The organism is Streptomyces sp. NPDC101776, from assembly GCF_044766845.1.
Classification (GTDB): domain Bacteria; phylum Actinomycetota; class Actinomycetes; order Streptomycetales; family Streptomycetaceae; genus Streptomyces.
The window spans coordinates 802,307-827,680 of the sequence record NZ_JBIWMV010000001.1 but is presented as its reverse complement, the minus strand read 5'-3'; the positions used below and the strand labels follow the sequence as shown (position 1 = coordinate 827,680).

Here is a 25,374-nt window from a genome sequence, read left to right as displayed (position 1 = left end):
CCGGATCACTCCTTCCGGGCCGTGATCGACTGTTCCACCCACCGGCGCAGAGCGGGGGCGGGCGCCGCCCCCGCCTGCCGGGCGATGGTCCTCCCTTTGTCGAGGACGAGCAGTGTGGGCACCGCCTGCACCTCGAACCGCCGCGCCAGCAGCGGGTTCTTGTCGATGTCGACCTTGACCAGTTTGATCGTTCCCGCGAGATCGGTGGCGACCTTCTCCAGCGCGGGGCTCACCATGCGGCAGGGGCCGCACCATGTGGCCCACAGGTCGACGACGACGGGCACGGTGGCCCGCTCGACGACCTCGGTGAAGTCGTCGTCGCCCGCGTCGGCCATCCACGGCAGCGGCTGCTGGCAGTTGCCGCACCTGGGGCGGCCCTCGGCGGCCACGGGTACCCGGTTGGTGCGCCCGCAGTGCGGGCAGGTGACGTTGGTGGCCTGCACGGTGCTCATGCCGCACTCGCTCCCTTCACGTCCTCGGGCTGCTCGTAGGTGACCACCAGTTCGCCGTGCTCGGCGTCGACGCGCACCGTCGCGCCGTCCTGGACGTCGCCGCGCAGCAGGGCGCGTCCGACCAGTGTCTCGACCTCGTGGGAGATGTACCGCCGCAGCGGCCGGGCCCCGTACACCGGGTCGTAGCCCTGGTGGGCGATCAACTTCCTGGCGGCATTGGTGAGTTCGACGGTGATGCGGCGCTCGGCGAGCCGCTGCCGCAGCTCGTCGAACTGCAACTCCACGATCCGCTCGATCTGCCGCTCACCGAGCGGCTTGAACAGCACGATGTCGTCGACACGGTTGAGGAACTCCGGGCGGAAGTGCCCGCGCAGCTCGCCCATCACCAGGGTGCGGGCGTCGGGCTTGATCTCGCCCTCGGCGGTGGCGCCGTCGAGGAGGTGCTCGGAGCCGATGTTGGACGTCATGATGATCACGGTGTTGCGGAAGTCGACCGTGCGGCCCTGAGCATCGGTGATGCGGCCGTCGTCGAGGATCTGCAGCAGGGTGTTGAAGACGTCCGTGTGCGCCTTCTCGATTTCGTCGAACAACACGACCGAATACGGCTTGCGGCGTACGGCCTCGGTGAGCTGGCCTCCTTCCTCGTAGCCGACGTATCCGGGCGGTGCGCCCATCAACCGGCTGACGGTGTGGCGCTCCTGGTACTCACTCATGTCGAGGCGGACCATGTTCTCCTCGGAGTCGAACAGGGTCCGTGCGAGGGTCTTGGCCAGCTCGGTCTTCCCGACGCCGGTGGGGCCGAGGAAGATGAACGAGCCGATGGGGCGGCGGGGGTCGCGGATGCCGGAGCGGGCGCGGATGATGGCGTCGGTGACGAGCTCGACGGCCTCGTCCTGGCCGATGACGCGCTCGCGCAGGATGTCGTCGAGGCGCAGCAGCTTCTCGCGTTCGCCCTCCTGGAGGCGGGAGACGGGGATGCCGGTCCAGGCGGCGACGATCTCGGCGATCTCCTCCTCGGTGACGACCTCGCGCAGCAGCCGGTTCTGCCCCTGTTTGGCGGCCAGTTGCTCCTCCTCCGCGGCGAGGCGGCGTTCCAGGTCCTGGAGGCGGCCGTAGCGGAGTTCGGCCGCGCGGTTGAGGTCGTAGACGCGTTCGGCCTCCTCCGCCTCGTGGCGGACCTGCTCCAGTTCCTGGCGCAACTCCTGCACGCGGCGGATCGCCTGCCGTTCGGCCTCCCACTGGGCGTGCTTGGCGTCGGCCTCGCCGCGCAGGTCGGCCAGTTCCCTGCGCAGTTCCTCCAGGCGGGTTTTGCTGGCGGGGTCGGTCTCCTTGGACAGTGCCGCGTCCTCGATCTCCAGGCGGGTCACCCGGCGGGTGATCTCGTCGAGTTCGGCGGGCATGGAGTCGATCTCCGTACGCAGCCGGGCACAGGCCTCGTCGACGAGGTCGATGGCCTTGTCGGGCAGGAATCGGTCGGTGATGTAGCGGTGGGAGAGCGTCGCGGCCGCGACCAGCGAGGTGTCCTGGATCTTGACACCGTGGAAGACCTCAAGGCGTTCGCGCAGTCCGCGCAGGATGGAGACGGTGTCCTCCACGCTGGGTTCGTCGACCACGACCTGCTGGAAGCGGCGTTCGAGGGCGGCGTCCTTCTCGATGTGCTTGCGGTACTCGTCGAGGGTGGTGGCGCCGATCATGTGGAGTTCGCCGCGGGCGAGCATGGGCTTGAGCATGTTGCCCGCGTCCATCGCCCCTTCGGCGGCGCCCGCGCCGACGACGGTGTGCAGTTCGTCGACGAAGAGCAGGATGCGCCCCTGGGCGGCCTTCACCTCGGACAGTACGGCCTTGAGGCGTTCCTCGAACTCGCCGCGGTACTTGGCGCCGGCGACCAGGGAGCCCATGTCGAGGGCGAACACGATCTTGTCGCGGAGTCCTTCGGGCACGTCGCCGCGGACGATGCGCTGGGCCAGGCCCTCGACGATTGCGGTCTTGCCGACGCCGGGGTCGCCGATCAGGACGGGGTTGTTCTTGGTCTTGCGGCTGAGGATCTGGGTGACGCGGCGGATCTCGGCGTCCCGCCCGATGACCGGGTCCAGCCGCCCGGACCGGGCTTCGAGGACCAGGTCGCGGCCGTACTTCTCCAGGGCCTCGTAGGCAACCTCGGGGTTGGCGGAGGTCACGCGCTGGTTGCCGCGGACCTGGGTGAGCGCGCCGAGGAAGGAGTCCTGGGTCACGCCGTGCTCCTTCAGCAGGCGGCCGGCGGCGGTCGCCGAGCCCTCCGCGGTCAGCGCCAGCAGCAGGTGTTCCACGGACACGTACTCGTCCTTGAGGCGTTTGGCCTCCTGCTCCGCCGCGTCCAGCAGCCGGGCCAGGCGCTGGGTGACGAAGACCTGGCCCGGCGCCGCGCCGGGGCCGGTCACCTTGGGCCGGCGGGAGAGCTCCTCGCGTACGGCAGCGCGCAGCTCCTTGGGCTCGGTGCCCGCCTGCTGCAGCAGTCGTGGGATCAGGCCCTCCTTCTGGTCGAGGAGGGCGAGCAGCAGGTGTTCGCCGTCGACCTCGGTGTGGCCCAGGCGGCCGGCGGCGCTCTGAGCCTCCTGAAGGGCGTCCTGTGACTTCTGGGTCAGGCGGTTCATGTCCATGGTGGTAGGTCACTCCTCATGCCTGCACGCCGGAGCGCGGCTTCGAGCAAGCTGATGCGGTCGAGCAGATCGAGCACCAGACCGAGGGACGCGTAGTTCAGGCACAACCCGGTGCGCAGGCGTTGGACGCGGGCCAGGGCGGCCGGGGCCGCGGGGGTGAACACCAGACGTCCGGAGGCGTCACGCCCGGCCTCCACCAGTCCGAGGGCGACGAACCGACGGATCAGGTCGGGATGGAGGCCCGAGCGGCGGGCCGCGGTCTCCAGGGAGAGCATGGGGACGGGCACGATCGCGTACCGCGCGCCCACCTCGGTCGTGCGTGCGTGGGACGGGTGGGCCTCGGCCGGTCGGTCGGTCATCAGCTCCTCCTGGGGTCGAACGAGGAGACGGCGGCAAGTTCCTCCAGCAGCTCCCGCTCCCGGTCGCTCGGCCGGGGCGGCACCATGATCCGCAGCTCCGCGTACAGGTCTCCGTTCGGGCCGCGCGGCCCCGGCATGCCCTCGCCGCGCAGCCGCAGGCGCCGTCCGCTGGAGGACCCGGCCGGCACGGTCACCTTCGCCGTGTCACCGCTCGGCGTGCGCACCGGCACGGTCGCTCCCAGCGCCGCCTCCCACGGGGTGACCGGAAGCCTCACGTGGACGTCCCGGCCGTCGAGTCGGAACTCGGGGTGCGGCTGGATTCGCACCCTCAGGTACAGGTCCCCGGCGGGGGCGTCGTCGCCGCTCCCGCGCCCGCCCTCCCCGGCCAGCCGGATGCGCTGCCCGTCGACGGTGCCGGGCGGCACGTCGACCTGGTAGCGCCGCTGCCCGTTCGGCCCGGCGAGGGTGACCGTACGGCGGCCGCCCCGATAGGCCTCCTCGACGGTGAGGGGCAGTTCGGCCTCTTGGTCGGCACCGGGCACGCGCATACGCCCCACGCCGCCGAACAGCGAGCCGAACAGGTCCTCGACGTCGACCCCCTCGCCGTCGAAGCCGGCCGTGGAGTACCGCACCCGGGGACCGCCGCCGGTGGCCCGACGGGAGCCGTTGCCGGCTCCGGCGCCGGCGGCGACCCGCTCCTCCCAGTCCTCCGGGACCTTCCGGAAGTCCTCGCCGAAGCGGTCGTAGCGGGCTCGCTGGTCCGGATCGGACAGGACGCCGAAGGCCTCGTTGATCTCCTTGAACCGCTCCTCCGCCTGGGGGTCCTTGTTGACGTCGGGGTGGTGCTTGCGAGCCAGGGTGCGATAGGCCCGCTGGATCTCGTCCCGGTCGGCGGTGCGCGAGACACCGAGCACCTCGTAGAAGTCGCGTGCCATGGCCGCTCACTCCCGCTTGGCGACGGTCACGGCGGCAGGTCGCAGCTGCCGCTCGGCCTCGCCGTAGCCGGGTCGCAGCACCTGGGCCACGGTGTTCGGATCGGCGTCCGGATCCTGGACCACGCCGACCACCTCGTGCAGGGCCGGGTCGAACGGCGCGCCGATCTCCGCGTGGCGCGGGTAGCCCAGCCGTTCCAGGACGTTCACGGCCTGGTCACGCACAGCGCGGACGCCTTCGACGATCGCACCGGGGTCGGCGTTCGCGTGGGTCAGGGCGAGTTCCAGGTTGTCGATGACGGGCAGGAAGGCCGCAGCCGTACGGGCGCGTTCGGCCGCACCCTCCCGCTCCAGCTCCCTGATGTGGCGTTTGCGCAGGTTGTCGAGGTCGGCCAGGGCGCGGCGCCAGCGGTCCTCGGCCTCTCGCAACGCGGCCGCGTGTGCGTCGTCGGGTGCGGCGGCACCGGTCGCGGCGTCGGGCCCCGGCTCGGCCTCCACGGTCGGCTGTCCGGGCTGCGCGGGATCTCCGCGCGGCGGCTGTACGGCGCCTTCCGGCGGCGGGTCGGGCTCTGGGCTCCGGGGTGGGATGGACATGGCGGGCACCTCAGCCCTTGTCGAACTCGGCGTCGATCACGTCGTCGTCGCCCGGCGCGGACCCGCCGGTACCGGATCCGTCCGGTGAGCCGGCGCCCGCCGGGTCGCCCGCGGCGGATCCGGCCTGGTGGGCCGCGAGCCCCGCGAAGACCTGCTGGAGTTCGGATGTCAGCGGCCGGACCTTGTCCACCCCGGCCTCGTCCTTGACCGCCTCGCGGGCCTCGGTCACCAGCATCTCGGCGCGGGCCTTCTCATGGGCGGGCGCGGCGTCGCCGAGCTCGCCGAGGCGCTTCTCGACCTGGTAGGCGATGGCGTCCAGTTCGTTGCGGGCGTCGACCGCCTCGCGCAGGGCCTGGTCCTGGTCGCGGTTGCTGTCGGCCTCCCGGACCATCCGCTCGACCTCGCCGCGGTCGAGGTTGGAGCTCTCGCTGATGGTGATGCCCTGCTCCTTGCCGGTGTCCTTGTCGCGCGCGGTGACGTTGAGGATGCCGTTGGCATCGACGTCGAAGGTGACCTCGACCTGCGCCTCACCGCGCGGCGCGGGGCGGATGTCGGTGAGCTGGAAACGACCCAGGACCCGGTTGTCGGCGGCCCTCTCCCGCTCCCCCTGCAGGACGACGACATCGACGGCGGGCTGGTTGTCCTCGGCGGTGGAGAAGGTCTCGGTGCGGCGCACCGGGATGGTGGTGTTCCGCTCGATGATCTTCGTCATCACGCCACCGCGCGTCTCCACGCCCAGTGACAGGGGGGTGACATCGAGCAGCAGGACGTCCTTGACCTCGCCCTTGAGGACCCCGGCCTGGATCGCGGCGCCCATCGCCACGACCTCGTCGGGGTTGACGCTCATGTTGGGGTCCTTGCCGCCGGTCAGCCTGCGCACCAGGGCCTGGACCGCGGGAATGCGGGTGGAGCCGCCGACGAGGATGACCTCGTCGATGTCGTTGTCACTGACCTTGGCGTCGTCCATGGCCTGCCGGACCGGGCCCAGGCAGCGCTCCACCAGGTCGCCGGTGATCTGCTCGAACGTGGACCGCATGATCGTCGTGGTCAGATGCTTGGGCCCGGAGGCGTCGGCCGTGATGAACGGGAGGCTGACCTGCGTCTGGGTCACCGAGCTGAGCTCCGTCTTGGCCTTCTCGGAGGCCTCGAACAGGCGTTGCAGCGCCTGCGGGTCCTTGCGCAGGTCGATGCCGTTCTCCTTCTCGAAGCCGTCGGCGAGCTGGTCGACCAGTCGGCGGTCGAAGTCGTCGCCGCCCAGATGGGTGTCGCCCGCCGTGGACCGCACCTCCACCACACCGTCGCCGACGTCGAGGACGCTGACGTCGAAGGTGCCGCCGCCCAGGTCGAAGACGAGCACGGTCTCGTGCTCCTTCTTGTCCATGCCGTAGGCGAGAGCGGCCGCGGTCGGCTCGTTGATGATCCGCAGCACCTCCAGGCCGGCGATCCGTCCGGCGTCCTTGGTGGCGGTGCGCTGGGCGTCGTTGAAGTAGGCGGGCACGGTGATGACCGCCTCCGTGACTCGCTCGCCCAGTTGCTTGGAGGCGTCGTCGGCGAGCTTGCGCAGCACCTGCGCGCTGATCTCCTCGGGCGCGTAGAGCTTGTCGCGCACCTTGAAGCGGGCGGCGCCGCCGTCTCCCTCGACCACGTCGTACGTGACGGCCTTGGCCTCTTCGGAGATCTCGTCGAAGTGTCGGCCGATGAACCGCTTGGCCGAGTAGATGGTGCCCTTGGGGTTGAGGATCGCCTGGCGGCGGGCCAGCTGGCCCACCAGGCGCTCGCCGGTGTCGGTGAAGGCCACCACGGACGGCGTCGTACGGTTGCCCTCGCTGTTGGGTACGACCGTCGACTCGCCGCCCTCCCAGACGGCGATCACCGAGTTCGTGGTGCCCAGGTCGATGCCTACTGCCTTGGCCATGAGGAACTCCTTCCGCGACGGGCGCCCCTCTTCACCCTCGGAGTCGCGCCCGATCTTCCGCACGTGTCCAGGTGACCGCGGGACCGCTCCGCGGCGGCTGCTCTTGAAAGCCCCTTGTGGCGGTCCCGCCGTTCGGCCCGGCCCGCTGTGTCCCATGCGGCCGGTCACCTGCCCGACCAGTACGAGACGGTGGTTCTTCGGGCCTGTTCGTTCATCAGCCGGCTCTTTCCGCCACGGCCACCGGTGCGCCCGAGGTTCCCTGACAGTCCACAGTGGCAAGTGAGCAGCGCGGTCCGCCTGACCCCGGCGGGTCGGAAATCGACGCAGTCGATCGGTCCACGAGTACAAGCCCGAACTCGGACAAGTCCGATGTCCGTGCCTAGGCTGGGTACTCGGGGTCCACCCGGACACGGATCGCACGATTCGCTCGATCGCCTCCGACGGCCGGAGGAGAACGGAGTGATCAATGGACCGCCACCCGACACGGAGGCCGTCCTTCCACGTCTCCGCCCAGGAAGTGACCCACCACCCGAGCAACCCCGCGGGGACCGACCGGCGCGACCCCCGTCCGCTCGCGGCGCTGGATCCGAACGGGCTGCTGGTGCTGTCCCACGCCCTGTTCGCCTGCGCGGAGCAGAGTGAGATCGTGCGGTTGGCCATGCGGCACGTCAGGGCCCTCGGTCCCTACCGCGCCGAGGCCGGATACCTCGCGACGAGCGACGGTTTGTCCCGCGTCCCCGGCCCCGACGGAGAAGCGCCGACGGTCGACGACGCACGGATGAAGGAGCTGGGCGCGGCCGACGGATCCGTATCCCTGCCGGAGCGGTCCTGGAACTGGGCGTTCGGCCTGCGCGGGGCCGGCTGTCTGCTCGGCTACATCGTGGTCTCCTCCGCTTCCGAGCCCGACGAGCAGGGGCGCTTCCTCCTCTCGACCCTCGTGGGGCTCACATCGGTGGCTCTGTCGGTGGCCGCCACGCGGCCCGCGCACCGTGACAACGCCGGCGAACCGAGTCGGCTCCGCGCCGAACGGGACACCGCCCTGCGGCAGTTGGACACGATGCGAGTCGAGCTGCAACTGCAGGAGACCGTGCACGAGACGCTCGCCCGTGTCGCCGCCCGGGGTGGCGGCGAGGACGCCATCACGCAAGCGCTGTACGAGCTCACCGGGCTGTCGGCACTCATCGAGGACCGGTTCGGCAACCTGAGGTCGTGGGCCGGTCCCGACCGGCCCGACCCTTATCCGGTGCGGTCCTCGACTCACCAGGACGAGATGCTGCGGCAGGTCGCGCACGAGGCGGGCCCGGTCAAGGTCAGGGGCCGGCTGATCGCCCTGGCCCGGCCGCGCGGCGAACTCCTCGGCGTACTCGCCGTCGAGGACCCCGGGGCAACGGCCGACGAGCACACCGTGTTCGCCTTGGATCACGCCCAGCAGTTGCTCGCCCAGGAACTCATGCACACCCGTGAACTCACCGAGGTCGGACAACGGCTGCGCCGCCGGCTGATCGACGACCTGCTGGAGGGCACGGACGGGACGAGTGCCTACGCCCGGGCCGAAGCCGTCGGCCACGACCTGCACCGTACGCATTACGTGGTCGTGGTGCAGTGGCCGGGCTGCACCCCGGACGACTCCTTCACCCGTGCCGTCGAGCAGAACGCGGCCGCCACAGCGACCCGTCCGCTGATCACCCGTCGCGGAGACCGGGTGGTCCTGCTGACCGAAGCGAGGCCGAACGACGATGCCGTGCACCTGGCCCTGACCCATGAGCTGGGGACACCCGACGGTGCGATCGGGGTGAGCACCCCCTGCGACTCCCCAGACGCCGTCCCCCGCTGCTATGAGGAGGCACTGCGGGCCCTGGAGGTGCGGCAGAACTCCCGCCAGCGCAGCGGGACGACGTTCTTCGACGAACTCGGGCTGTACCGGATCCTGGGGCCCGGCAACTCTCTCCGGGAGCTCGAAGGCTTCGTGCGGGAGTGGCTCGGCCGGCTGATCGACTACGACGCCGGGCACGACGCGGAGTTGGTGGAGACGCTCTCGCGCTACTTCGACTGCGGAGGCAACTACGACGACGCGGCCGCCGCGCTGAGGGTCCACCGCAGCACCCTGCGCTACCGGTTGCAGCGCATCCGTGAGATCAGCGACCGTGACCTGACGGATGTGGACACCCGGCTCAATCTGCAGGTGGCGACGCGCGTCTGGAAAATCATCCTGGGCGGGCGGCACTGACCGCGGACACCCGCGGGACCGGCGCAGAGCGGTCCACGTCCAGCAACGGCGTTCTCGCCGCCTCCGGGCAAAGGCGCCGATGAGCGACATGCTCTACCTCGAGGATCGGAAACCACCCACACGAAAAGGGCCCCCGCAGGCTCTCGCCTGCGAAGACCCTTCGCACCGTCGGGACGACAGGATTTGAACCTGCGACCCCTTGACCCCCAGTCAAGTGCGCTACCAAGCTGCGCCACGTCCCGCTCGCGCCGCACCCGGTCGATCGGCCGGGTGAACACGCAGGTAAACCCTACCGCATGTGCCGGGTCACTTCGGCGGCGTCGGGGTGTCGTGGGTGCGGTACATCGCCTGGATGTCCAACTCCAGCTGGACGGTGGGGCCGACGACGGCGATGCCCCGGGCCAGCATGCTGCGCCAGTTCAACGTGTAGTCCTCGCGGTGCAGTTCGGCCGTGGCGAGGGCGGCGCAGCGGAGTTCCTCGGCGTAGCCGCCGTTGACCGTGCCCAGGTAGGTGGTGTCCAGGTTCACCGAGCGGCTCACGCCGTGCATCGTGAGCGAACCCTGGAGCGTCCACTTGCTGCCGCCCCGGTAGGCGAACCGGGTGCTGGTGAAGTCGATGTACGGGTAGCGCGCTACGTCGAGGAAGTCACCGGAGCGCAGATGGTTGTCCCGCGTGGTGTTGCCGGTGGTGATGCTGGACGCGTCGATGCGGACGTGGACCTTGGACTCGGCCACCTCCTGGGCGATCTGGATACCGCCCTGGAACCGCTCGAACCGGCCGTGCACATGGGCCATGCCGACGTGTTTGGCGATGAAGCGGATCGCGGTGTGCGGCGGGTCGAAGAGCCAGGTGCCGGGCGGCGGGAGTTCCTGGGCTCGGCCGGGCTGGAGCCAGACCCGCTCCGCGGGCGTGGGGGTTCCGGCGACGATCTCCACCGTCTCCTGGTGCGGCTGGAGTCCCTGGGCCGAGACGAGGAGGCCGTAGCGGCCGGGCGGCAGGGCCGCGAGGAAGAAGCCGTAGGGGTCGGTCGTACCGGAGGCCGCGACGCGGTGCGAGTCCAGGGCCGTCACGGTGACCTCGGCGGACGCCATGGGCGCCCCCATCGGGTCGACGATCTCCCGGGCGAGGCCGCCCGCGCCGGGCGGAAGGGGGAGCGAGAGGCCCGCCGCCGTGGCGGCGGCGCCTTGGGGCAGCCAGCGCCTGAGCAGTGCGAGGGCCATGGTGATCACCTTTCTTCACAGCAGTCGTACCGGCATACGGCGCCAGCCGACACGCTCCCGATCCTGCGCGCTCGGGTGGTGGGACGGGTGTCTCAGATCGAGACACCCGGGACACCGGGGACCGCTGTTCCGCCGTCGCCCTCCGCGTAGCGGCGGACGATCGGCTCCAGGTAGTCCGCGTGCGGGCCTGCCAGGTCCGGGAGTTGGGCCGCGGAGCGGATCAGGGCGATGCGGTCCAGCTCCGGTTCGCGGTCCTCGGCCCGTTCCGCCGCCGCCATCGCCGCGTGCCGCTCGCGCAGCAGCGCCTCGGGGAGGGCGGGCGCGCGGAACAGGACCCCGATGCTGCCGTTTCCGGCGCGGGTGACGTTCCAGAAGGTGAGGTCGTCGGGCGGGGTGTCGATGCCGGTCTCCTCGCTCAACTCCCGTGCGGCGTGCCGGTGCAGGGATCCCATGTCGAGCGGTTCGTCGCCGTCGGGGGGTTCCAGGGAGCCGCCGGGCAGTTGCCAACGTCCCGGCGCCGCCGTGGAGTTGGACATCCGGCCGACCAACAGGCGTCCGTCGTCGGCCGGTTGGAGGACGGAAACGAAGAAGGACGGCAGCCAGGAGGTGGCGCCGGGGACGCGGCGGAGGGCGAAGTGGCGGTACGTCGTCCTGACCCAGGAGACGGTCAGGCCGTACGGTCCCTCCCGTTCCGCGCCCGCGCAGACCAGGACCGGGCCGTCGAAGAAGTGCGGGTTGGCGCCGACCAGTCGGTCCCACACCCGGTCCATGGCCAGCCGCTCCCCGGGCGTGAGCCGGGGAGCGGCGGTCTCGACGAGCCGGAGCCGGTGGACGTCCAGGAGTTCGGCGCCGGAGCCCCGCGCGTTCTCTTCGATCATCGGCTCATGCTGGCACACCGGGCAGGTCAGTTGAGGGCGCCGGGAGCCACCGCAGAGGCCTCCGCCTCCGCCCGCAGGAGTGACGACTCGGAGGAGCTGACGGTCGTTCCTCCGCCGCGACCGGACCGCCGGGCCGGCACCAGGAGCGCGGCCAGCGCGGCGCCGAGGAGCAGCACCGCCAGCAGCGTGAACCCGTGGGTGTACCCGGAGTCGTAGGGCAGGCCGGATGCCTGGAGCCGGCCGGTGACCAGGACGCTGGTCACCGCGGCGCCGATCGAGCCGCCGATGGTGCGGATGTTGGCGTTCATGCCGGTCGCGGCGCCGGTCTGCTCGGGCGGGACGCTGCCGACGATAAGGTTGGCCATGGAGGCGAAGGCGAGTCCGATGCCGAGGCCGAAGATGCCCGCGACCAGCGCGATCTGCCACTGCTGGTCGTGCCAGAGGGCGAGGATGCCGCAGGCGACCGCGCCGAGGGCGGCACCGGTGGTGAGGAGCGCCTTGGCGCCGACGACGGGTTCCAGTCGGCCGCTGAGCACGCCCGAGATGAACATCGCGATCAGCATGGGCAGCATGAGGAGTCCGGACGCGGTCACGCTGGCGCCGAAGCCGTAGCCGGCCGAGGAGGGGGTCTGGACGAAGCCGGGGAGGAAGGACCAGATCGCGTACATGCCGGCGCCGAACAGCAGCGCGGCGGTGTTGGTGGTCCACACGGACGGCAGTCGCATCACCTTGAGGTCGATGAGCGGGCTGCGGGAGCGGGCCTCCGAGAACAGCCAGGCCGCGAAGAGCACGACGGCCGCGGCGAACAGACCGACGACCCGTACGGAGCCCCAGCCCCAGATGCCGGCCTGGCTCAGCGGCAGCAGCAGGGCGACCAGCCAGCCCGAAAGGAGCACGGCGCCCAGCCAGTTGACGCGTCCGGCGGCGCGGCTGGGCGACTCGGGGACGTAGCGCAGGGCGATCAGGGTGGTGACGGCGACGATGCCGACGGGGAACCAGAACAGCCAGCGGTAGTCGAGCGCGGACACGATGGGACCGGCGGCCACCATGCCGACGCCACCGCCCGCGGCGATCACGGCGGACAGGTTGCTGATGCTGCCGGGGACCTTCGACGCGTCGAACTCGTCCCGGATGATGCCGAAGGAGAGCGGGAACAGCGCGCCGCCGATGCCCTGGACGACCCGGGCGATGATCAGGACGCCGATGTTGGGGGCGAGCGCGGCGATCAGACAGCCGGCCAGCACCGCCACGAGGACGGCGACGAGGGTGCGCTTCTTGCCGACCAGGTCGCCGACGCGGCCGAGTATCGGGGTGAAGACCGAGGCGGACAGCAGATAGGCCGTCATCACCCAGGTCGCGGTGGACTGGGAGGTGTGCAGCGCGTGCTGGACGGTCGGCAGGGCCGGCGCGATCAGTGACTGCAGCATGGAGAACACGCCCGCACCGGTCGCGAGGACCGCGAAGGTGAGGCGGGTGGACTTGCGGGGCATGGAGAGCCTCTCCGAAAACAAGCGAACGGGGATGCGCCCGCGCGGGCTTTACGGCGGAACGCGCCCACACTGCTAAAGTGGAGGTACCCCTCCACCATAGCGGAGGCACACCTCCGGTTCAACCGAGCCCGCCCAGGGAGGCACCCGTGACGGCCCAGCCGTTCCCCGTCAGCGAGATCGTCGCGGCGCAGAGACCGCACCGCAAGGACGCCGCCCGCAACTACGACGCCCTGCTGGCCGCCGCACGCGAGGCCTTCGCGGAGCACGGCGCGGAGGCGTCCCTGGAAGACATCGCGCGGCGCGCGGGCGTCGGCATCGGCACCCTGTACCGCAACTTCCCGACCCGCCGGGCCCTCTTCGAGAGCGTCTACGCGAGCGAGGTGAACGCTCTGTGCCAGGTCGCCCTGGACGTCGCCGGCCAGGAACCGTGGGAGGCGCTGGAGTCGTGGCTGGACCGGTTCGCGGGCTACATGGTGACCAAGCAGGCGGTGCGCGAGGCACTGGAGAACGACTCGGAGATCTTCGGCGCCTGCCGGGATTCGATGTTCTCCGCGGGCGGCCCGCTGTTCGAGCGCGCGCAGAAGGCGGGCGTGGCCCGCACGGACATGGACTTCGGTGATCTGCTGCGCATGGTCGCCGGCATCACCGGGACGAAGTACGTGGACGACACCCAGCGCGACCGCGTCCTGACCATCGCGCTGGACGGCGTCCGCACGAACCGCTGACCGCGCGGACCACCGACCGGCCGACTACGTGGGGGGCGTTCCCGAGTACGCCGCACGCAGCAGCGCGAGCACCCCGTCCTCGGTGACGGGCCGTGGGTTGGCATACGCCTGGCTCACCGCCTGCGCCGCCGCCGTCGCCAAGTCGTCCTCGTTCAGGCCGAGTTCGGCGAGCGAGCGCGGTGCGTCGAGCCGCCGCGCCAGATTCCACAGGGCGCGTGGAGCCTCCTCGGCGTCCAGCGCGCGGGCCACGGCGGCCGCCGCCTCCGGTGCGGCGGCCTCGTTGTACGCCAGCGCGTACGGCAGCACCACCGTGTGCGTCTCCGCGTGCGGCAGGCCGAAGGTGCCGCCGAGGACGTGGCACAGCTTGTGGTGCAGGCCCATGGTCGTACCGCCGAGGCAGGTCCCGCACAGCCAAGCCCCGTACAGGGCGCGGCTCCTGGCCTCCGACGACCGGGGTTCGGCGGCCAGGTCGGGGAGCGCGTCCGCCAGCACCCCTACGCCCTCCTCCGCCATCATCGCGATCAACGGGGAGGTGTCCGGGGCGTACAGGGCCTCCACGGCGTGCGCGATCGCGTTGATGCCGCTGGTCACCGAGAGCGGTACGGGGAGATCCAGGGTGAGTTCGGGGTCGTAGACGACGCTGCGGGGCAGGACGGCGGGGTCGCGGCCGGTGCGTTTGGCGCCGTGTTCGGTGAGGCCCCAGACCGGGGTCATCTCCGAGCCGGAGTAGGTGGAGGGCACGGCGATCAGCGGGAGGCCGGTGCGCAGGGCGATCACCTTGCCGAGGCCGACCGCCGAGCCGCCGCCCACCGCGACGCAGCCGTCGGCGCCCAGTGTGCGCGCCAACTCGACCGCGCGGTCGGCGACTTCGACCGGGACGTGCATCCTCGCCTCCGCGTGCACCCCGACGCACACCTCCCCCAGCGAGTCGGCGACCGCCTGCGCGGTGTCCGCGCCCCGGGCGCCCGAGAGCACCAACACCCGCCGCAGACCGAGCCGTTCGGCCTCCCCGGCGGTCGCGGTCAGCGCGGCGCCGGGGCGGAACACGACCCGCATGGGCTGGGCGTCGTAGGCGAAGTCGAGGAAGTCCTTCACGACCGCTGCTCCAGTACGAGGTCGAAGCGGGCGTGGCGGAAGGGGTTGGCGATGCCGAACTCCCGTGCCAGGGACGGGTCGTCGGTCGGGGCGAAGTCCTCGACGAGGCTCTGTTTGACGGCGAAGACGGCGTCGGAGTCGAGGTACTCGCTGCCCGCGACGAAGATGTGCGTGGTGACGGGGGTGTGGCCGTCGGCCGAGGCGATGAAGTGGATGTGGGCGGGGCGGTAGGGGTGGCGGCCGGTCGCCTTGAGGAGTTCGCCGACCGGGCCGTCCGTGGGGATCGGGTACGGGCTCGGTACGCAGGTGCGGAACCAGAAGCGGCCCTCGGCGTCCGCGGTGAACAACCCCCGTCCGTTGCCCGGGGGTTGGACGTCCGGCCGCTGCACGTCGTAGAAGCCGTCGCCGTCGGCCTGCCACACGTCGAGGAGCGCGCCGGGGAGTGGGGTGCCGTCCCCCGACACGATCCGGCCGCTGACCACGCACGGCTCGCCGCCGCCCACCAGGTCGATGTTCGCGCCGAGTTCACGGACCGGCGACTCCGTCATGTGGAAGGGGCCCAGCACCGTCGACTCGGTGGCCCCGGGGGCCCGGTCGCCGTTGATCGTCTCGACCAGCATCGACAGACCGAGCACGTCCGACAGCAGGATGAACTCCTGCCGGGTGTCGGTGCAGGTCTGCCCGGTCTCCGTCAGGAAGCCGATCGCCCGCTCCCACTCGGCCTGGGTGAGACGGGTCTCCTGGGCGAACGCGTGGAGGTGTTGGATCAGGCCGGTCAGCAGTTCACGCAACCGCGGGTCGTCCGTCCCCCGCAGACTGGCGACGGCCTCATCGGTGACGGTGACGTGCGTGGTCATCGCGGCTCCCCTTCTCATTGCTCTTTCGCCTACGGGGTGCTCCAGCCCCTGCGGCTCACTCGCTGTACCCGAATGCGAAATGTCAGCCGTGCCCGAGGATGCGGCGCAACGCGTCCGTGAGCAACTGTTCGGCGTTCCCGGCCGCGTCGGCGTGGCGGAAAGCCACGTACCCGTCGGGGCGGACGAGGATCGCGCCCGCGTCGGACACCTCGCTCAGCCGGGCCCAGTCGCCGTACGGGTCCTCGTACTGCCGGCCGGGACCGACGACGACCGTGGCGATGTCCAGGGGCTGCGCCTCGGCCGCGCGCAGCCAGGCCTCGCCGCCGATGCCGGTGAGGAGGGTGAAGCGGCCCTTGCCGACCGTGTCGAGGGTCGAGACGGTGCGGGTGCCGGCGGTGATCCAGGCGTGCGGGAGCTTGGCGCCGGGGCGGGAGCTGGGCTGGTGGTACAGCTCGCGGTCGCGGTCGAACCCGGGGTCGGGCGTACCGTCGGGCACGACCGCGATGGAACTCTCCGCGGAATAGCGCTGGTTGAGGTCGACGCCGTGCGCGTTGAACTCGTACACCTTGAAGGCGATCGCCTCGCGCAGCGCGGCCCGCTGCTTGGCCGCGGCCTCGGTGGCGTCCTTGCGGGCGGTGATGTTGGCCCACAACTGCTCGGGGGTCTGCGGGGAGAGGCCGTCGAGCGCCTCGAAGATCGGGGCGGTCTCGCCGATGGACTTGTTGGCGCGGGTGACGATCTGCTTGCCGACCGGGGCGCGTTCGGCGTCGTAGGTGTCGAGCAGTTTCGGCGTGGCGGTGCCGTCGAGGACCAGCTTCAGTTTCCACGCCAGGTTGTAGGAGTCCTGGATCGAGGTGTTGGAGCCGAGCCCGTTGGACGGCGGGTGGCGGTGCACGGCGTCACCGGCGCACAGGACCCGGCCGTTGGCGTAGGTCTCGGCGTACATCTCGTTGACCGTCCACGCCGAGGACGACTTGATGGTGACCGGGATGTCGTCGTCGCCGACCAACTGCCGTACGACGGACAGCGCGTACTCCTCGGTGAGGTCGGGGGCGCCGGCGCTCACGTCGTAGCCCCACACGATCAGCCACTCGTTCCAGGGGCTCACGCAGCGCACCAGGCCCGCGCCGATGCCGCCGACGGTGGCGCCGGGGGCGAGCACCCAGTAGAGGGTGGAGGGGCGGTGGGCGGTGTACTCGCTCAGGTCCGCGTCGAAGACGATGTTGATGCTGCCCGCGACCCCCATCTGGCCGCCCATCGGCAGCCCGGCGTCCTCGGCGATCTGGGAGCGGCCTCCGTCGGCGCCGATGAGGTACTTGGCACGGATCCGGTACTCGTCGCCGCGCAGCCGGTCCTCGACGGTGACCGTGACGCCGTCCTCGTCCTGCTCGAAGGACTTGTAGACGGTGCTGAAGCGGACGTTCGAGCCGCGTGCGAGCGCCGCGTCGATGAGCACCGGTTCCATCAGGTGCTGCGGCATGTCGCACATACGGGTCGGGCTGGCCAGGTCATGGGCGGCCTGCACGAGCGGCTCGTTGCCCCAGGAGCGGATCCGGCCGAGCTCCTCGCCGGCGAGGCTGGTGCAGAACGTGGTGTAGCCCATCAGATTCTGCGGGGTCGCCTGGGCCAGCACCTCGTCCTCGACACCGAGGTCGCGCAGGACCTCCATGGTGCGCTGGTTGGTGATGTGCGCGCGGGGCGTCCTGGTGAGGCGCGAGTAGCGCGTGACGACGATGTTGGGGACGCCGTAGGTGCTCAGCGCCAGCGCGGCCGAGGCTCCGGCCGGGCCGCTGCCCACGATCAGTACGTCGGTCTCGACAACGCGCACGGCGGGACGCTCCAGGGGTGAGACAGGGAGAGGCTGGGTGGGACTGAGCGGGACGGGGTGAGACTGGGGTGAGAAGGGCACCGACTCTTCACGATCATCATGCGGGCGGGACACCGCCGGGTGTCTCATTACGAGACAGCGTCAGCCCCTCGGCGGCCGTCGCCAGGGGCCCGATACGGTGAGAGGCGTCATGACCACCGTGGAGCACTCCCCCGCCCTCGCCCCGCTGCGTCAGGCGCGCGAGCGGTTCCTGAGCGGCCGCCCGCTGCCCGACGACGTCCCGGACGAGGTCCTCGCGGCCTGGCGCCGCGCCCGGTTCTTCGGCGTTCGGCACGACCTCGACGGGCCCGCACCCGAGCCCGAACTCCCGCCGGAATCGCACCTGTTGGAAGCTGCGCGGCCCGTACTGGAGCGCATCGCGCCCGTGCTCGGCCACTCCGGGCTGCTCCTGACCGACGAGCGGCTGCGGGTCCTGTGGACCACGGGCGAGGTCCCCGGCGACGACCGCTGCCGCGACCTGTCCGAGCGGGAGGTGGGCCACAACAGCGCGGCCCTCGCCCTGCGCACCCGGCGCCGGGCCGAGGTGCACGGCCCCGAGCACTTCCTCGACGTGTGGCAGGACGTGTCCGCCGTCAGCGTGCCGCTGCTCGCCCCGGGCTCCGGGCAGGCGCTCGGCACGGTGACCGTCTCGTCCGGTCTGTGCGCCGGCTGCGGCCCGCATCCCGGGGCCGCCCTCGCCGAGGCGGCGGCCACGGCCGTGGAGGCGGAACTGCTCGCCCGCTCCCGCACCGCCGAACGGGTGCTCCTCGACGCCTACACCCGGGCCGCCCACGGCCCGGACCGCGCGGTCGTCGCCCTCGACGGCCGCAACCGCCTGATCAGCGAGGCCGCGGTCCGCCTCGCCACACCCCAGGTACTGGCCGCCCTGGAACACGCGAGCACGGGCGAGGAGTCGTACGACGTGACGCTCCCCGCCGACGCCGGGTGCACCGTCGAGATCGCTCCCGTACGGCACGAGCGCCGCGTCCTCGGGATCGTCGCCGTGCTCGCGGCGCGCGCCGCCGAGGTGCCGCGGCTCGATCCGCGCCCCGCGCTGGCGCTCGCGGGCGGTTCGGTGCCCTGGCGGCACGCGGTCGCCCGGGCGGTCGAGCTGGCCCGGGTCCATGAGCCCCTGCTGCTCACCGGCGAACGCGGAAGCGGCAAGACCGCGCTGGCCCGTGAACTGCTCGGCGGGACCGTGCCGTTGGTCGCCGATGCCGCCGAATCGCCCGAACTGGGCGTGAAGTACAGCGAGTTGGCCGACGGCCGCCCGCTGCTCCTGCGGCACGCCGAACGGCTCGCCCAGCCGGACGTCGCCGCGCTCAACTCCCTGCTCGACGAACACCCCGACGTCTACCTGCTGGTGACCTACACGCCCGGCACTCCCCCGGGCCCGTGCTTCCAGCGGCTGCTGGACACCCTGGGGGCCCGGTCGGTGACCCTGCCCGCGCTGCGTGAACGCCCGGAGGACGTACGGGAGTTGTTGCCGGTCCTGGCCCCCCGCCCGGTACCGGGACAGCCTCCGCTCACCTGGACCCTGGACGCGTTGCGCGCGCTGGAGGAACACCCGTGGCCGGGGAACGTCACCGAACTCGCCCATGTCGTGCGGGCGTTGGCGGAACACCGGCGGGTCACCGGCCCGGTGCGGCGGGCGGAGCTGCCCGATCCCGTCCGGGAGGGTCCCGCGGCCCGGCGGCTCAGCCCGATGGAGCACGCCGAACGCACCACGATCCTGGCGGCGTTGCGACGGCACGGCGGCAACAAGGCGCGGGCTGCTGCCGCGTTGGGGATCGGCCGGGCGACGCTGTACCGCAAGCTGCGCGGTTACCAGGGCGGACACGGCTGAGATCAGCATGTCCGACACCTACTTGATCAGGGCGTTCGCGACGACCACGACCACCCCGAGCAGCGCGTCCAGCGCCCCGATGACCACGGCCGCCGGCCAACTCCGCGCCGACCAGCGGGCCGTGACCAGGCCCAGGCAGAACAGCAGCGCGATGTTGAGGACGAAGGCCGCGTACTCGACGCCGTTCGCGGGCCACCAGCCCCAGCCGGCCCCGGCGAGCAGCAGCACGGTGGGCAGCGCGGCGGCGACCAGGGGCCACTCGTCGCGCAGGGTGCGCAGGGCGTCCCAGCGGCGGTGCGGGGCGCGCTCGGCGATGTAGTGGGCGTACCCGTGGGCCAGCGCCGAGGCGGCCGCGGTCACCAGCAGCCACAGGGCGTCGTAGCGGCGGCTGCCCTTGGAGGTGTGCCCGTACTGGGTGAGCGCGGCGACCATCGAGCAGGCGAGGACCGCGCCGTAGACGCCCCCGAAGAGGATGTTCTCCCGGGTCTCGTGCCGGTGCGGCTCGGGGAGGGCCGTCGTGGTGTCCGCCATGGGCTGCCCTCTTCGCAGGCGTACAGGGATCGCGAGTGTACGGGGACGGTTCCCCTCCACGATCACCCGGGCCCGGCCGCCCCGCCACTCCGCGACGAAGTGTCCTCCCACCTGCACCGATACCCCACACAGTGTCCACGTCCGGATCACTCCCGGCCGGGCTAGGGTCGCCGTATGACGCACAGTTTCGTTGTCCGTGTCCCCGATGCCGAGCTCGAACCCGAGCCGCTCGACCCGGCGCAGATCGTCTCCGGTACGCCCGAGGTCACCGGGAAGGTCGTGTGGGAGTCCGCGGACGGGCGGCAGATCCGGGGGATCTGGCAGATCACGCCGGGTGTGGTCACCGACACCGAGGCGGACGAGCTGTTCGTCGTGATCAGCGGTTCGGCGACCATCGAGGTCGAGGGCGCGGAGACCCTGACGGTAGGTCCCGGGGACCTGGCCGTGCTGCGCGAGGGCGACCGTACGACGTGGACGGTGCACGAGACGCTGCGCAAGGCGTATGCCATCAATCTGTGAACCGAGTCAACCGCTCTGTGAACCGAGTCAACGCGTGGGCGCCGTAGGCAGGTTGTAGGGCGTGACCACCTGGATCGCGGACGGCAGGGTCGGGCCCGCGGGCGGCAGCGCGTCGTGGGCGCGCATCACGATGCGGCAGGCCTCGCGGACGTCCTGGCGCAGATCGTGGTGGAGGACGGCGGACAGTCGCTGCTCGTGCAGCAGCCGGGTGTTGTCGTGGTCGAGGTCGTGCGCGACGAACACGGCGCACTCGCGGCCGAGGTCGGCGAAGGCGCGCAGGGTCGCGATGTTGCCGCCGCCGATCGAGTAGACCGCGCGGATGTCCGGGTCGCGCTTCAGGGCGGCCCGGACCAGCTCGTACTGGGTGGCGTCCAGGCCGTGCCCCTCGGTGATCTCGACGAGGGACCGCTCCGGGTAGCGGGCGCGCATCGTGCTGCGGAAACCCATCTCGCGTTCCTCCTCGTTGCGGAAGAAACCGCTGCTCAGGCTGGTGAGGACATTGCCGGGACGGTCGCCGAGCCACTGGCCCATCAGATACGCGGCCGTCGCGCCCGCCGCCCGGTTGTCTATGCCGACGTAGGCCAGGCGGGCGCTCGCGGGCAGGTCGGTCACCAGCGTGACGACCGGGATGCCGGCGGCGACGAGCCGGCCGACGGCCGCGGTGATCTCGGGGACGTCCGGCGCCTTGAGGATGACGCCCTGCGAGCCGCGCCGCACGATCCTGTCCAGGGTCCCGACCAGCTCCTTCACCGGCGCGGTCTCCCGGAAGTGGAAGCGGGAGCGCACGACGGCCGGGTGCAGATCGGGCAGCTCGGCCTCCAGCGCCACCCGTACGGCGGTGGAGAACCGCTCCGGCGTCTGCATCACGATGTCGATCATGAACGTACGGCCGACCAGCCTGACCTGCGTGCGCTGCCGGTCGAGATCGGCGATGGCCTGGCGCACCTCACGCTCGGTGCTCTCCCGCACACCGCCCCTGCCGTTCAGAACCCGGTCCACGGTGGCCTCGCTGAGACCCGCCTGACGTGCGATTTCGCGGATCGGGAAGAGGTGGCCCACCGGTCGTCTCCTTGAGGGGTTTTTGATGGCTGGCTGCTGGTTGTTCGAAGGGTTTGTACTGACAAGAATGACAGGACCGCACCGCTTCGTGACCCGAGGGGACGACGATGTCCTTCACATCAGCAGAACGCCGCGCCTGGCTCACCGACCAGGACTGCGACCTCGACGCCTTCCGCGCGCTGGTCGAGCAGCCGACCGACCTGGCCGACTTCCCCTACGCGTCCTCGGTCGACCGGAACGTCCTCGTCTACGACGGCGAGCGGCTCCGCAAGTCCCTGGCGGCCGGTGAGCGCCGCGAGGTGCAGGCCGAGCTGGTGCGGGCGTTCGCCGAGGGGCCGGGCATCGTGGTCCTTCAGGGTGCCTTCCCGGATGCGGCGGTGGTGGACCGCGCGACCGAGGTGTTCGAGGCCCTGATCGCCGAGCAGCGCGCGTCGGGCGCGGGCGCCGGCGACCACTTCGCGAAGCCGGGGGCCAACGACCGGGTGTGGAACGCGCTGGAGAAGGCCGCGCTCCACGACCCGGCGGCGTTCGCCGACTACTACGCGAACGACATGCTCGCGCTGGTGTCCGTGGCCTGGCTCGGCCCCGGCTACCAGGTCACCTCGCAGATCAACGTGGTCCACCCGGGCGGCGCCGCGCAGACCGTGCACCGCGACTACCACCTCGGGTTCCTCACGAACCAGGTCGCCGCGGACTACCCGGCGCACGTGCACCGCCTCTCCCCCGTGCTCACGCTCCAAGGGGCGGTCGCGCACTGCGACATGCCGGTCGAGTCGGGGCCGACGATGTACCTGCCGCACTCGCAGAAGTTCGAGCCGGGCTATCTGGCATGGCGACTGCCGGAATTCCAGGCCTACTTCGAGGCCCACCACATCCAACTCCCGCTCGCCAAGGGCGATGCCGCGTTCTTCAACCCGGCGCTGTTCCACGCGGCCGGCACCAACCGCACGTCGGACGTCCGGCGCATGGCCAACCTGCTCCAGGTGTCGTCCGCGTTCGGGCGGGCGATGGAGACGGTGGACCGCGAGGCCGTCACCAACGCGGTGTTCCCGGTCCTGCTCCGGCGCAAGGCCGAGGGCGTGGGCCAGGAGTGGCTCGACACGGTCGTCGCGGCCAGTGCCGAGGGTTACGCCTTCCCCACCAACCTCGACAACGACCCGCCGGTGGAAGGTCTGGCCCCGCCCTCGCAGGCCGACGTCGTACGACGCGCGGTGCGTGAGGGCTGGGACCCGCAGGCGCTCCGCGGGGAACTGCGGGCCGGTGCCGAGCGGCGCGAGAGCTGAGGGGCGTCATGGGGCTTCGACTTCTCGACGACAAGGTCGTCCTCGTCAACGGCGGCAGTCAGGGTGTGGGCGCCGCGATCGTCCGGGCGGCGGTGCGCGAGGGCGCGACCGTCGTCTTCACCGGCCGCCGTGCGGAGGTGGGCGAGAAGCTCGCCGCGGACACCGGCACGCGCTTCCTGCGGGCGGACCTCGCCGATCCGGCACAGGCGCGGGACAGCGTCGTACACGCCGTAGAGGCCCACGGGCGGGTCGACTGCCTCGTCAACGCGGCGGGGCTGACCTCACGCGGCTCGCTGCTCGACACCACACCCGAACTGTTCGACCAACACATGGCCATCAACCTCAAAGCCCCGTTCTTCGCGATGCAGGCCGCGGTCGCCGACATGACCGCCCGCAAGGCACCGGGCACGATCGTCAACATCGGCTCCAACTGCGCCCACGGCGGCCCGTCTTACCTCGCGCCCTACTCCACGGCCAAAGCCGGACTCGCGGGACTGACCCGCAACGCGGCGCACGCGCACCGCTTCGACCGGATCCGCATCAACACCGTCAACATCGGCTGGACCGACACCGAGGGCGAGGACGCCACCCAGCGCGCGTTCCACGGCGCCGGGGACGACTGGCGGGAACAAGCCGCCCGCGCACAGCCGATGGGCAAGCTCGGCCAGCCGGACGAGATCGCCGACTTCGTGGTGTTCCTGCTCTCCGAGCGGTCCGGCGTGGTCACCGGCTCGGTGATCGACTGGGACCAGAACGTCCTGGGCGCCCTCGACTGACCTTCACCACCCGCACCACACCCGCACCCACAAGAAAGCAAGTGCCCTCATGCGCATCGGAATCCTCGGCCTCGGCCGCATCGGCGCCTTCCACGCCGAGACCCTCTCCGGACTCGACGCGGTCGATTCCCTCGTCCTGGCCGACCCGTTCGCGGAGGCCGCGAAGAAGGCCGCCGAGCGGTTCGGCGCCGAGGTCGCGGACTCCCCCGAGGCCGTGCTGGCCGCCGGGATCGACGGTGTCGTGATCGCCGCGGCGACCGACGCCCACCCGGGCCTGATCCTGGCCGCCGTCGAGGCGGGCATCCCCGTCTTCTGCGAGAAGCCCGTCGCGAAGACGATGGCCGAGGGCGTCCAGGTCCTCAAGGCCGTCGAGGGCAGCGACGTACCGATCCAGATCGGCTACAACCGCCGCTTCGACGCGGGCTTCGTCGCCGCGCGGGCCGCCGTGCAGTCCGGCGAACTGGGCAAGCTGCACACCGTGCGCTCGACCACGCTGGACCCGGCGCCGCCGCCCGCCGCGTACATCGCCGCGTCCGGGGGCATCTTCCGGGACTGTTCGGTCCACGACTTCGACATCATCCGCTGGGTCACCGGCCGCGAGGTCGTCGAGGTGTACGCGGTCGGCGGCAACCGGGGCGCCGAGTACATCAAGGAGGCGGGCGACGCCGACACCACCGGCGCGATCCTCACCCTGGACGACGGCACCATCGCGGTGGTCTCCAACTCCCGCCACAACGCCCGGGGTTACGACGTCCGCATGGAGATCCACGGCTTCACGGACTCCATCGCGGTGGGCCTGGAGGACAAGCTGCCGCTGCGCTCCGTGGAGCCTGGCGTGACCTTCCCGGCGGGTGTCCCGCACGACTTCTTCATGGACCGCTTCACGGCCGCCTACCGCGCCGAACTGACCGCCTTCACCGAGGTCGTCGCCGGCACCCGTACCTCGCCCTGCACCGTCGCGGACGCCCTGGAGGCGGGCTGGATCGCGGACGCCTGCACCCTGTCGCTGCACGAGCACCGCCCGGTCACCATCCAGGAGGTACGCGGAGCATGAGCGGTCCGGGCCGGGAACCACTGCGCATCGGAGTACTGGGAGCGGCTCGGATCACCGAGAACTCCCTGATCGGTCCCGCCCGGACGACCGGCCACCGCCTTGTCGCGGTGGCCGCGCGCGACCGGTCCCGGGCCGAGGCGTACGCCGCCGCGCACCGCGTCGAGCGGGTCGCGGACTCGTACGCCGACCTGATCGCCGACCCCGAGGTGGAGGTCGTCTACAACCCGCTCGCCAACGGTCTGCACGGGCCGTGGAACCTTGCCGCGCTAGCGGCGGGCAAGCACGTTCTGTCGGAGAAGCCCTCGGCGAGCAACGCCGAGGAGGCGGCCGAGGTCCGGGAGGCGGCGGCGAAGTCCGGCACGGTCTTCATGGAGGCCTTCCACTACCTCTTCCATCCGGTCACCCGGCGCCTGCACGAACTGCTGGCCTCCGGCGAACTCGGCGAGCTGCGGCACGTCGAGACGCTCGTGGCGATCCCGGCCCCGCCGGACACCGACCCGCGCTGGTCGCTGGACCTGGCCGGCGGCGCCGTGATGGACCTGGGCTGCTACAGCCTGCACGCCCAGCGCATGCTCGCCCCCTGGGCGGGCGGCGCACCCCGGCTCGTCTCGGCCCGCGGCGCCGAACACGCGGGCGCACCGGGCGTCGACGAATGGCTGGACGCCGACCTCGCCTTCCCGAGCGGCGCCACGGGCTCCGCCCGCTGCCACATGGCCTACGACGAGCTGGTGATGAGCTGCCGGATCATCGGCAGCCGGGGCGAGGCGTTCGCCCCGAACTTCGTGCTCCCCCAGCTGGACGACCGGATCGTGATCCGCACGACGGACGGCGAACGCACGGAGCGCCTGGGCCGCCGGTCCTCCTACACCTACCAACTGGAGGCGTTCGCCGCCCGGTTGAGGGAGGGAGCGCCTCTCCCGCTGGGCCCGGACGACGCGGTCGCGACGATGACACTCATCGACGAGGCCTACCGCGCGGCGGGGTTCGCGCCTCGGCCGCGGGTCTCGGTTCTGCGATAGACCGACATCGGTCCACACGCAGCGACGCCCGGACGGTTT

22 protein-coding genes and 1 tRNA gene are annotated in these 25,374 nt (G+C 71.5%); 8 read left to right on the top strand and 15 right to left on the bottom strand.

Annotation, left to right across the window (positions count from 1 at the left end):
* Positions 1 to 5: 5 nt before the first annotated feature.
* Genes trxA through dnaK form a run of 6 tightly spaced genes read right to left on the bottom strand, consistent with a single transcriptional unit; the run spans position 6 to position 6,888 of the window.
* Entirely contained in the window at positions 6 to 452 is a 447-nt protein-coding gene (trxA, locus tag ACIRRY_RS03595; RefSeq protein WP_403967461.1) for a thioredoxin, read from the bottom strand.
* Complete coding sequence (gene clpB / locus ACIRRY_RS03590; protein WP_403967459.1) at positions 449 to 3,088, bottom strand: ATP-dependent chaperone ClpB; 2,640 nt, start codon at positions 3,086 to 3,088, stop codon at positions 449 to 451. Before clpB ends, trxA begins: the two co-directional genes overlap by 4 nt.
* Complete coding sequence (locus ACIRRY_RS03585) at positions 3,079 to 3,447, bottom strand: chaperone modulator CbpM (protein ID WP_403967457.1); 369 nt, start codon at positions 3,445 to 3,447, stop codon at positions 3,079 to 3,081. The genes clpB and ACIRRY_RS03585 overlap by 10 nt, the downstream gene beginning before the upstream one ends.
* Positions 3,447 to 4,382, bottom strand: coding sequence for a DnaJ C-terminal domain-containing protein (locus tag ACIRRY_RS03580; RefSeq protein WP_403967455.1), 936 nt, complete (start codon positions 4,380 to 4,382; stop codon positions 3,447 to 3,449). Before ACIRRY_RS03580 ends, ACIRRY_RS03585 begins: the two co-directional genes overlap by 1 nt.
* 6 nt (positions 4,383 to 4,388) lie before the next feature.
* On the bottom strand, positions 4,389 to 4,973 hold the full coding sequence (locus tag ACIRRY_RS03575) for a nucleotide exchange factor GrpE (RefSeq protein WP_403967453.1): 585 nt from the start codon (positions 4,971 to 4,973) through the stop codon (positions 4,389 to 4,391).
* Between the two features lie 10 nt (positions 4,974 to 4,983).
* Entirely contained in the window at positions 4,984 to 6,888 is a 1,905-nt protein-coding gene (dnaK, locus tag ACIRRY_RS03570) for a molecular chaperone DnaK (protein WP_403967451.1), read from the bottom strand.
* A gap of 466 nt (positions 6,889 to 7,354) precedes the next feature.
* On the opposite strand from dnaK, the gene ACIRRY_RS03565 reads away from it, so the two are divergent.
* The gene (locus ACIRRY_RS03565; protein WP_403967449.1) at positions 7,355 to 9,115 is read left to right on the top strand and encodes a PucR family transcriptional regulator; all 1,761 of its coding nucleotides are present in this window, start codon (positions 7,355 to 7,357) and stop codon (positions 9,113 to 9,115) included.
* Between the two features lie 168 nt (positions 9,116 to 9,283).
* On the opposite strand, the gene ACIRRY_RS03560 is transcribed toward ACIRRY_RS03565, so the two are convergent.
* The 4 genes from ACIRRY_RS03560 to ACIRRY_RS03545 form a co-directional block, all read right to left on the bottom strand.
* Positions 9,284 to 9,357 (bottom strand) — tRNA-Pro (locus ACIRRY_RS03560).
* A gap of 64 nt (positions 9,358 to 9,421) precedes the next feature.
* The gene (locus tag ACIRRY_RS03555; protein WP_403967447.1) at positions 9,422 to 10,336 is read right to left on the bottom strand and encodes a YceI family protein; all 915 of its coding nucleotides are present in this window, start codon (positions 10,334 to 10,336) and stop codon (positions 9,422 to 9,424) included.
* Positions 10,337 to 10,428: 92 nt separating this feature from the next.
* Positions 10,429 to 11,214: an NUDIX domain-containing protein gene (locus ACIRRY_RS03550; protein WP_403967445.1), complete on the bottom strand. Its 786-nt coding sequence runs from the start codon at positions 11,212 to 11,214 to the stop codon at positions 10,429 to 10,431.
* 26 nt (positions 11,215 to 11,240) lie between these two features.
* On the bottom strand, positions 11,241 to 12,704 hold the full coding sequence (locus tag ACIRRY_RS03545; RefSeq protein WP_403967443.1) for an MFS transporter: 1,464 nt from the start codon (positions 12,702 to 12,704) through the stop codon (positions 11,241 to 11,243).
* Between the two features lie 146 nt (positions 12,705 to 12,850).
* On the opposite strand from ACIRRY_RS03545, the gene ACIRRY_RS03540 reads away from it, so the two are divergent.
* On the top strand, positions 12,851 to 13,429 hold the full coding sequence (locus tag ACIRRY_RS03540; protein WP_403967441.1) for a TetR/AcrR family transcriptional regulator: 579 nt from the start codon (positions 12,851 to 12,853) through the stop codon (positions 13,427 to 13,429).
* Between the two features lie 24 nt (positions 13,430 to 13,453).
* On the opposite strand, the gene ACIRRY_RS03535 is transcribed toward ACIRRY_RS03540, so the two are convergent.
* The 3 genes from ACIRRY_RS03535 to ACIRRY_RS03525 form a co-directional block, all read right to left on the bottom strand.
* Positions 13,454 to 14,524, bottom strand: coding sequence for a maleylacetate reductase (locus ACIRRY_RS03535; RefSeq protein WP_403967439.1), 1,071 nt, complete (start codon positions 14,522 to 14,524; stop codon positions 13,454 to 13,456).
* Entirely contained in the window at positions 14,521 to 15,381 is an 861-nt protein-coding gene (locus ACIRRY_RS03530; protein ID WP_403967437.1) for an intradiol ring-cleavage dioxygenase, read from the bottom strand. Before ACIRRY_RS03530 ends, ACIRRY_RS03535 begins: the two co-directional genes overlap by 4 nt.
* 82 nt (positions 15,382 to 15,463) lie before the next feature.
* On the bottom strand, positions 15,464 to 17,209 hold the full coding sequence (locus ACIRRY_RS03525) for an FAD-dependent oxidoreductase (RefSeq protein WP_403967435.1): 1,746 nt from the start codon (positions 17,207 to 17,209) through the stop codon (positions 15,464 to 15,466).
* A gap of 190 nt (positions 17,210 to 17,399) precedes the next feature.
* Between ACIRRY_RS03525 and ACIRRY_RS03520 the strand changes: the two genes are divergently transcribed.
* On the top strand, positions 17,400 to 19,094 hold the full coding sequence (locus tag ACIRRY_RS03520; RefSeq protein ID WP_403967433.1) for a helix-turn-helix domain-containing protein: 1,695 nt from the start codon (positions 17,400 to 17,402) through the stop codon (positions 19,092 to 19,094).
* Between the two features lie 18 nt (positions 19,095 to 19,112).
* Here the strand turns inward: ACIRRY_RS03520 and ACIRRY_RS03515 are convergent, their stop codons facing one another.
* Positions 19,113 to 19,625 carry a hypothetical protein gene (locus ACIRRY_RS03515; protein ID WP_403967431.1) on the bottom strand — a complete coding sequence of 171 codons (513 nt, stop codon included), beginning with the start codon at positions 19,623 to 19,625 and terminating at the stop codon, positions 19,113 to 19,115.
* Between the two features lie 174 nt (positions 19,626 to 19,799).
* Between ACIRRY_RS03515 and ACIRRY_RS03510 the strand changes: the two genes are divergently transcribed.
* Positions 19,800 to 20,144 carry a cupin domain-containing protein gene (locus tag ACIRRY_RS03510; protein WP_403967429.1) on the top strand — a complete coding sequence of 115 codons (345 nt, stop codon included), beginning with the start codon at positions 19,800 to 19,802 and terminating at the stop codon, positions 20,142 to 20,144.
* A gap of 27 nt (positions 20,145 to 20,171) precedes the next feature.
* Here ACIRRY_RS03510 and ACIRRY_RS03505 read toward each other — a convergent pair whose 3' ends face one another.
* Entirely contained in the window at positions 20,172 to 21,203 is a 1,032-nt protein-coding gene (locus ACIRRY_RS03505; RefSeq protein ID WP_403967427.1) for a LacI family DNA-binding transcriptional regulator, read from the bottom strand.
* A 107-nt stretch (positions 21,204 to 21,310) separates the two neighbouring features.
* Here ACIRRY_RS03505 and ACIRRY_RS03500 point away from each other — a divergent pair, with 107 nt between their 5' ends.
* From ACIRRY_RS03500 to ACIRRY_RS03485, 4 genes are read left to right on the top strand one after another with little or no spacing between them, the layout of a single operon-like run.
* Positions 21,311 to 22,486 carry a phytanoyl-CoA dioxygenase family protein gene (locus ACIRRY_RS03500; protein WP_403967425.1) on the top strand — a complete coding sequence of 392 codons (1,176 nt, stop codon included), beginning with the start codon at positions 21,311 to 21,313 and terminating at the stop codon, positions 22,484 to 22,486.
* Positions 22,487 to 22,494: 8 nt separating this feature from the next.
* Positions 22,495 to 23,262: an SDR family oxidoreductase gene (locus ACIRRY_RS03495; RefSeq protein WP_403967423.1), complete on the top strand. Its 768-nt coding sequence runs from the start codon at positions 22,495 to 22,497 to the stop codon at positions 23,260 to 23,262.
* A 49-nt stretch (positions 23,263 to 23,311) separates the two neighbouring features.
* Positions 23,312 to 24,316 (top strand): Gfo/Idh/MocA family oxidoreductase, encoded by a 1,005-nt coding sequence (locus ACIRRY_RS03490; RefSeq protein WP_403967422.1) that lies wholly within the window; start codon positions 23,312 to 23,314, stop codon positions 24,314 to 24,316.
* A complete protein-coding gene (locus ACIRRY_RS03485; RefSeq protein ID WP_403967420.1) occupies positions 24,313 to 25,335 on the top strand; it encodes a Gfo/Idh/MocA family protein in 1,023 nt (340 codons plus the stop codon). Before ACIRRY_RS03490 ends, ACIRRY_RS03485 begins: the two co-directional genes overlap by 4 nt.
* The last annotated feature ends 39 nt before the right edge of the window (positions 25,336 to 25,374 follow it).

What these genes read in the sequence shown, in the direction of transcription:
- trxA (WP_403967461.1), bottom strand. Translation starts at nt 452, where the DNA reads ATGAGCACCGTGCAGGCCACCAACGTCACCTGCCCGCACTGCGGGCGC.
- clpB (WP_403967459.1), bottom strand. Translation starts at nt 3,088, where the DNA reads ATGGACATGAACCGCCTGACCCAGAAGTCACAGGACGCCCTTCAGGAG.
- ACIRRY_RS03585 (WP_403967457.1), bottom strand. Translation starts at nt 3,447, where the DNA reads ATGACCGACCGACCGGCCGAGGCCCACCCGTCCCACGCACGCACGACC.
- ACIRRY_RS03580 (WP_403967455.1), bottom strand. Translation starts at nt 4,382, where the DNA reads ATGGCACGCGACTTCTACGAGGTGCTCGGTGTCTCGCGCACCGCCGAC.
- ACIRRY_RS03575 (WP_403967453.1), bottom strand. Translation starts at nt 4,973, where the DNA reads ATGTCCATCCCACCCCGGAGCCCAGAGCCCGACCCGCCGCCGGAAGGC.
- dnaK (WP_403967451.1), bottom strand. Translation starts at nt 6,888, where the DNA reads ATGGCCAAGGCAGTAGGCATCGACCTGGGCACCACGAACTCGGTGATC.
- ACIRRY_RS03565 (WP_403967449.1), top strand. Translation starts at nt 7,355, where the DNA reads ATGGACCGCCACCCGACACGGAGGCCGTCCTTCCACGTCTCCGCCCAG.
- ACIRRY_RS03555 (WP_403967447.1), bottom strand. Translation starts at nt 10,336, where the DNA reads ATGGCCCTCGCACTGCTCAGGCGCTGGCTGCCCCAAGGCGCCGCCGCC.
- ACIRRY_RS03550 (WP_403967445.1), bottom strand. Translation starts at nt 11,214, where the DNA reads ATGATCGAAGAGAACGCGCGGGGCTCCGGCGCCGAACTCCTGGACGTC.
- ACIRRY_RS03545 (WP_403967443.1), bottom strand. Translation starts at nt 12,704, where the DNA reads ATGCCCCGCAAGTCCACCCGCCTCACCTTCGCGGTCCTCGCGACCGGT.
- ACIRRY_RS03530 (WP_403967437.1), bottom strand. Translation starts at nt 15,381, where the DNA reads ATGACCACGCACGTCACCGTCACCGATGAGGCCGTCGCCAGTCTGCGG.
- ACIRRY_RS03520 (WP_403967433.1), top strand. Translation starts at nt 17,400, where the DNA reads ATGACCACCGTGGAGCACTCCCCCGCCCTCGCCCCGCTGCGTCAGGCG.
- ACIRRY_RS03515 (WP_403967431.1), bottom strand. Translation starts at nt 19,625, where the DNA reads ATGGCGGACACCACGACGGCCCTCCCCGAGCCGCACCGGCACGAGACC.
- ACIRRY_RS03510 (WP_403967429.1), top strand. Translation starts at nt 19,800, where the DNA reads ATGACGCACAGTTTCGTTGTCCGTGTCCCCGATGCCGAGCTCGAACCC.
- ACIRRY_RS03500 (WP_403967425.1), top strand. Translation starts at nt 21,311, where the DNA reads ATGTCCTTCACATCAGCAGAACGCCGCGCCTGGCTCACCGACCAGGAC.
- ACIRRY_RS03495 (WP_403967423.1), top strand. Translation starts at nt 22,495, where the DNA reads ATGGGGCTTCGACTTCTCGACGACAAGGTCGTCCTCGTCAACGGCGGC.
- ACIRRY_RS03490 (WP_403967422.1), top strand. Translation starts at nt 23,312, where the DNA reads ATGCGCATCGGAATCCTCGGCCTCGGCCGCATCGGCGCCTTCCACGCC.
- ACIRRY_RS03485 (WP_403967420.1), top strand. Translation starts at nt 24,313, where the DNA reads ATGAGCGGTCCGGGCCGGGAACCACTGCGCATCGGAGTACTGGGAGCG.